The organism is Microcystis sp. CS-574, assembly GCF_028329095.1.
GTDB classification, from domain to species: Bacteria; Cyanobacteriota; Cyanobacteriia; order Cyanobacteriales; family Microcystaceae; genus Microcystis; species Microcystis ichthyoblabe_A.
Window position 1 is genome coordinate 1 of sequence record NZ_JAQMSY010000190.1, and the last position, 6,163, is coordinate 6,163.

A 6,163-nucleotide genomic window follows, 5' to 3' on the forward strand; every position below is an offset into this window, starting at 1 on the left:
CAACCCTTATCCTGACTTGATTTCAGTTTTTTCTTTGTCAGTAAGGGTGTCAACAAGGAATATTACAAATTGTTAACCGAGTCTTGAAAGCCTTGTGCTACAAAGGTTTGAAGTGTTAAGAAAGATGTGACTAAAGGACAGCCCCCTTGATAAGGGGGGTGCCGATAGGCGGGGGGATCTACCCTTGATAAGGGGGGTGCCGATAGGCGGGGGGATCTACCTTAGCAATGACAATCCTCAAAGGGAAAATTTAGCGATCATGATTACCTGTCCTCGTTGTCAGCACAAGGTTGATAGTCAAGCCTTACAATGTCCCTACTGTGCTAATATTTTAAAGGCTTATGGTCATCCTGGCATGACCCTACATCAAGCTGTCACTGGCGAGTTTTTATGTGAGACTTGTCTTTATCATGGCGATGATAGCTGTAATTTTCCCCAACGTCCCTACGCTACCAGCTGCACTTTATACAAAAATAGCCAAATAATAGCCGAAAAAATTCCTCCTCTCCCTCTTCCTAGGGTTTTTAAAAATTGGTGTCTCAGAAATAAGGGATTATTGCTATTATTAACCATGATTTTGGGCAGTATTACTTTGGCTTTTATAAACTCACGTCGTTAATTTTTTTGCTGGCGATCGAGCCTTGATATGAATCTAGATCGAACCAGAAAGTTGTGCCAATTCCCACTTCACTAATCAAATGAATTTGACTATAGTGTTTTTCGATAATATTTTTGACGATCGATAATCCTAATCCCGTCCCTTCTAGGGTATGAACGCGATTTTCTACCCGATAGAAGCGATCAAATATAGCAATTTGATCCTCGGCATCGATGCCAATACCAGTATCGGATACTTCCACGCGAATTTTGAGAGTTTCTTGGGGATTATCTTTGCTGATTTCATAGGCACGAATCACCACTTTACCGCCAGCAGGAGTAAATTTTAGGGAGTTACCGACTAGATTAGTTAATACCTGTAAGAGTAGATCATAATGACCTAAAATTGGCAGTAAATTGGCTTCAATGTCCGAGCTTAATTCTAGTCCTTTATCCCTAGCATTGAGTTGATAAGTCCTCAGGGTTTGTTCGATTAATTGTCCGATATCGAGCGCATCTAAGTTATAGTTACGCGAGGATTCTAACCGAGAAAGATCGAGAACATCATTAACCAAACGAGTTAAGCGATCGGTTTCATGGTTAGCGGTTTCTAAAAACTCTCTTTTTTCTGTATCGCTGAGATCCTCACCAAATTCTGTCAGGGTTTCAATAAAAGATTTGATGTTAAATAAAGGGGTTCTTAACTCATGGGAAACATTGCTGATAAATTGACTTTTTGCCTCATTTAATTCTGTTTCTCTAGTGATATCCTGTAGCGTCATGGCAATTCCTCGGACATTCTCCCGATACTGATCGAATACCTGGGTTAACAAAAGGCGAATTGTCTGGGTTTTCGGGTGAGTTAAAGACAATCTAAATTCCGCCGGGGAATAGTTATTATTTTCCTGATAAATAACAGCATTTTTCTGATTTTGATTAGCGGATTCTTCTGGTTGTAAGGTTTCTCCCGCCGCAATTTGATAGAGAGGTTTAGTTAGTCTAACCGTTAACTCCGAAGGAAAAAGATGTAGAACATTTTGACCGATAATTTCCCGATCTTCCCAGCCAAATATTTCCCGAGCTGCGGGATTAATCAATAATAACTGAAAGTTAGTATCTAAGAGAATTGCTCCATCAGCAATAGTGGACATTAACGTATCTAGTTTGGCTTTTTCGGCGGTCATTTCTTCGATATTTTGTTCCTCGTATCGTTCTAACTTTTCCGCCATTTCATTAAAACTGAGAATTAATTCCCCTAACTCTCCTCCCAGGGGTAAATCAACGCGCTGCTTAAAATTTCCCGCTGCAATATTTTTGACCCCGACTAATAACTCCTTGATTGGTTTGGTGATAGTTAAAGCATTAAAAACTGCTCCGAGAATCACCATGGCCCAAATCGAGACAAAAACGGCAATAGTAACATCACGGGTTAGATTAGAAGAAGCCACCACAATAGCGTTAGGATTGATCCCGATCGCCAATACTCCCAAATATTTGCCTTCATGATTCAAGGGAACAAAGACATCGGTTACTTCGCCGTCGGGGGTTTTATGCTGACGGATGAGAGGAGTTTCCCCATTTTCGCCATAATTTTCCGGTAATTGAATGCGACGCTCGATCGTCAGGGAATTTTTAACTTCGGCGGTAGAATAGGGAATACCGAAAAATATTTCACCCTCCTCGTTAGCGTAGATCAAATAACGCACACTGGAGGTACTACTATAAAAACGGGCTGAAAAACGGGCTAAATCGGTTAAATTGTCCTCAGCAATGAGGGGGGAGACATTAGCGGCTAATAACAGCCCTAAATCCCTGCCAAAACGGGTATCATTGAGACGCACATCCTGCTGGATCGTGTTAACCGCCCAAAAGGTTAAACCACTCATCAACAAAGAAACGGCTAAAGTAGCCGCAGCCATTAATTTAGTTTGGAGAGTGAATTCGGACCACCAACGGGCGATCGCTTTTCGGAGAATGGGCAGAAAATTAAACACGGTTAGGCAGCATTAATCGGTGTTCTTAAGGAGTCTATCGCTCAAATCGCGGGTTAATATGATCATCTTAACTCATTATTAAGCTGGTAGCCGTTAAACCAGCACTAATCAAAGCCTAAGTCTCCGAGAAAGTTAAGAAATGCCCAAAAGCGCCAATAGTTCTAATTTTAGCTACCCCCGGTACTTCTGTGGTGTAAATACTGAACACACCTAGATTTTGCCGTTGACTAGAGGTTTCGATCGCTGGTTTTAAGATTTGATTTTTGATCACATTTCTGGCTGCCACCGGTAAAGAATCGATCGAGTCACAGAGACTGATTTTCTCGCAGGCGATTTTGTCGGCATGAGCGAGAAGTTTTTCGGCGGCGTATTCGCTGTAAAGTTCTTGGGGGGGATTGGTAAATCCCATAATCCCCGCTATTACCCCCAGGGCGATCGCTCCCTTGAAGAAATTACCCCCCATAGCTACTTAGCTCCTTGATTTTGTCTTCTCACTCTAATTTTGACAAGACATTTTCGATCTGGCTAGGGGGCAGTGTTAATTTCTTAAACCAATACCGGGTGCATAGCACTCTAGTACATTTCCCGTGAGACTGCAACTAACTAACAGATAATCACAGTGAGAACAGGCGGTGCTAACGAGATGGTGTTCTAAAATATGCTGTCTTTCGGCAAAATTTCCACAATTAGGACAGCGCACTTGTTGCAGGGTGATCATAGCAAACCTCATTAATTAGTTATGTTTTGTATATAAAGCTAGTTTTTCTTGATCCCAATCGGTTTAAGCCTATTTTTTCCTTGATCCCCATTATGAACTCGATCATCTGATCTGGCTAGTAATTTTTACTAAACTTTGCAATTTTTCTTGAAAAATTTAACAATTTCTTCCTAGGGTTTTTTACCGTGATCGGATATGTGTCGGTAATTTTGGCGAAGAGAAAGCCGGAAAGTAAACTCTTAAACTGCTAATCCCTTACTGCTATAATTACGGCTGAGATTATTGATTATCCTATGAAGTACGCTCTGGTTCACGAGTGGTTAACCCCAAAAGCGACGGGGGGATCGGAATTAGTGGTTAGGGAGATTTTACAATGTCTAGAGGCGGATTTATACGCTTTGATCGATTTTGAGTCCACTAATCCCGATAGTTATCTCTATGGTCGCTCGATCGGGACAACTTTTCTGCAAAATTTCCCGAAAGCGAGAAATGGCGTACAAAAATACTTACCTTTTCTTCCCTTGGCGATCGAGCAGTTAAATTTAGAGGATTATGATGTGATTTTATCCTCCTCCCATTGTGTAGCTAAAGGGGTTTTAATACGACCGGATCAGGTTCACATTTGTTATTGTCACACTCCGATGCGTTATGCTTGGGATTTAACTTTTGACTATCTGGCTAATAGTAAGTTAGGACAGGGATTACCTGGTATTTTCACCCGTTATCTTTTGCATGGTTTGCGTCAGTGGGATGTGATTTCTGCTAATCGTGTGGACTATTTTCTGGCTAATTCCCACCACACCGCTAGACGAATTTGGCGCTGTTATCGACGGGAGGCAAAAGTTATTTATCCTCCCGTACAAATTGAGCGTTTTCCCTACCAAGAGAAAAAAGAAGATTTTTATTTAGTAGTCTCTCGTTTGGTTAGTTATAAAAAAGTCCCTTTAATTGTGGAAGCGTTTAATCAATTGGGATTACCCCTAGTGGTTATTGGAGATGGTCCCCAGATGGCTTTAATTCGACAGTTAGCCAGGGATAATATTCAGATTTTAGGTGCGGTTTCTGATCGAATGGTAGCAGAATATATGTCGAGAGCAAAAGCGTTTATTTATGCTGCTTGTGAAGATTTTGGTATTGCTTTAGTGGAAGCGCAAGCTTGTGGTACTCCCGTGATTGCATTTGCTGCTGGAGGTGCTTTAGAAACCGTGCGGGATCTGCGGGAAAATCCTCCCCAGGGAACAGGATTACTTTTTGGGGAACAAAATCCCCAATCTTTGGTAGAAGCGGTTAAATATTTTGTGGATCAGGGTGATAGAATTGCTCCAGAAAGTTGTCGGCAACAGGCCAATAAATTCACTCCAGAGGTTTTTAGAAATGCTTATAGTTTGTTTATAGAGGAACAAATTAACTTAATGGTCAAACAATCCCAGCACTATAGCTGATCTTATTTTTTGTATCCTCAATTACGATTCAGCCACAAATAGGAGAATTTATTTTCACTTTTAGCATTGAAATATATCCTAAATTAGCACCATAACTACGGCCGTTTCTCAGATACATGAGGCTTGTTTTTACCTCTGAAATACTTGATTAGCCAAGATTAATCCGTACTTCACCTTTGCGACAAAGATTTGTCTGATTGACAAAATTAGATAAAAAGACGATACTTGTGATCGAAATAATTACTGGATGAGATTCTATGAGTATCCCTCAAAAACTGAGTAAAGATGCTTTGATAATGACGGCCGCTATCAATCCGGGAGCGACACCTTACGTCAAAATGTCCGATCCAGAAGAACGACTGTTTCAGTATTTATGTAGTTTAGTTTCCTGGATTCAATTTTCTAATATTTCACCAATTATTTTTTGTGAAAATACTGGCTATCACTACGACTACAGCGAAATTATTCAAATGGCTAAAAATTTTAATAAACATTTAGAAATTTTATTATTTGTAGGTAATAATGAGTCTTATAAATATGGCAAAGGCTGGGGAGAGGGAAAAATTATTGAATACGCATTTAAAAATAGTAAAGTTTTGCATCAGCAAAATCGCTTTTACAAAATTACTGGTCAATATTTTTTGAGAAATTGCAATGAAATTATCGATTTACATCAAGAATATGATAATATTTTCGTTCAAAGTAAAATTCGAGAAGAATACTCCGATAGATTATACAAATATCCTCCAAATATTAGCCCAACTGAAGCTTTAAGAATTACCTATCGCTCTTTACAAAAATCTTTATTCTATCTCAAAACAGGACAGGGATTTAGTAGGGCGAACGTGGATTATCGAATTAAAACATTTTTCTATAAAGCTAACATCAGATTTTTTCAAGAAAATCTCCTAAAATCTTACAAAAAAGTCAATGATCGAGAAGGATATGTTCTTGAAAAAGTTTATTGTGATGATTTAAAAAATCAAGATTTTCTCCAAAATTTTCTCCTCAAACCTCAGTTTATCGGTCGTTCAGGTACAGGAGGAGACTTACTCAGCGGCTTAGATTATGACGAATCTATTAAAACACTAGCGAGAAGATTAATGACTTAATCAAAAGATGTTTTTACCAGCAGGTAAATTCTAATAAATTTATCAGCTTGTCGAGTTGAGGGAATTTTGTCAAGACTAGGAGAGAAGAATCATGGCTACATACTGGAAAAGAATCAAAGTGGCTGCTTATATCGACTCAGGTTAGGGAAGATTTGAGAGTTTTTGTAGAATAAATATAAGTTGTGATGACAGAAAAGCGAGGATTATAGCCGTGCCTTGGAATCGAGTTAATCAATGGGTAGAGAGACGCTCTTTAGTGGCCCTAGAATCAGCTTATCAGAGAGCGCTAAAAATTAAAGC

At 39.4% G+C, this 6,163-nt stretch carries 6 protein-coding genes and 1 pseudogene; 4 read left to right on the forward strand and 3 right to left on the reverse strand.

Annotated features, from left to right (window positions below; all coding sequences use genetic code 11):
• Positions 1 to 259 precede the first annotated feature (259 nt).
• On the forward strand, positions 260 to 619 hold the full coding sequence (locus PN470_RS15310; protein WP_002742007.1) for a hypothetical protein: 360 nt from the start codon (positions 260 to 262) through the stop codon (positions 617 to 619).
• On the opposite strand, the gene nblS is transcribed toward PN470_RS15310, so the two are convergent.
• The 3 genes from nblS to PN470_RS15325 all read right to left on the reverse strand — a co-directional run bounded on the left by nblS (position 600) and on the right by PN470_RS15325 (position 3,309).
• Positions 600 to 2,591 (reverse strand): two-component system sensor histidine kinase NblS, encoded by a 1,992-nt coding sequence (gene nblS / locus PN470_RS15315; RefSeq protein ID WP_272104762.1) that lies wholly within the window; start codon positions 2,589 to 2,591, stop codon positions 600 to 602. The two genes, PN470_RS15310 and nblS, sit on opposite strands and share 20 nt — an antisense overlap.
• Positions 2,592 to 2,706: 115 nt before the next feature.
• Positions 2,707 to 3,054, reverse strand: coding sequence for a DUF4359 domain-containing protein (locus PN470_RS15320; RefSeq protein ID WP_002737573.1), 348 nt, complete (start codon positions 3,052 to 3,054; stop codon positions 2,707 to 2,709).
• Positions 3,055 to 3,129: 75 nt separating this feature from the next.
• A complete protein-coding gene (locus tag PN470_RS15325) occupies positions 3,130 to 3,309 on the reverse strand; it encodes a hypothetical protein (RefSeq protein ID WP_002738058.1) in 180 nt (59 codons plus the stop codon).
• A 293-nt stretch (positions 3,310 to 3,602) separates the two neighbouring features.
• Between PN470_RS15325 and PN470_RS15330 the strand changes: the two genes are divergently transcribed.
• The 3 genes and pseudogenes from PN470_RS15330 to PN470_RS15340 form a co-directional block, all read left to right on the forward strand.
• On the forward strand, positions 3,603 to 4,751 hold the full coding sequence (locus PN470_RS15330) for a glycosyltransferase (RefSeq protein ID WP_103112605.1): 1,149 nt from the start codon (positions 3,603 to 3,605) through the stop codon (positions 4,749 to 4,751).
• Positions 4,752 to 5,008: 257 nt separating this feature from the next.
• Positions 5,009 to 5,863 carry a hypothetical protein gene (locus PN470_RS15335; RefSeq protein WP_271935885.1) on the forward strand — a complete coding sequence of 285 codons (855 nt, stop codon included), beginning with the start codon at positions 5,009 to 5,011 and terminating at the stop codon, positions 5,861 to 5,863.
• A 211-nt stretch (positions 5,864 to 6,074) separates the two neighbouring features.
• Positions 6,075 to 6,163, forward strand: a pseudogene (locus PN470_RS15340) (proton extrusion protein PcxA); the annotation flags it as partial.

Coding starts and splice junctions, on each gene's coding strand:
- PN470_RS15310 (WP_002742007.1), top strand. CDS start 260: ATGATTACCTGTCCTCGTTGTCAGCACAAGGTTGATAGTCAAGCCTTA.
- PN470_RS15320 (WP_002737573.1), bottom strand. CDS start 3,054: ATGGGGGGTAATTTCTTCAAGGGAGCGATCGCCCTGGGGGTAATAGCG.
- PN470_RS15325 (WP_002738058.1), bottom strand. CDS start 3,309: ATGATCACCCTGCAACAAGTGCGCTGTCCTAATTGTGGAAATTTTGCC.
- PN470_RS15330 (WP_103112605.1), top strand. CDS start 3,603: ATGAAGTACGCTCTGGTTCACGAGTGGTTAACCCCAAAAGCGACGGGG.
- PN470_RS15335 (WP_271935885.1), top strand. CDS start 5,009: ATGAGTATCCCTCAAAAACTGAGTAAAGATGCTTTGATAATGACGGCC.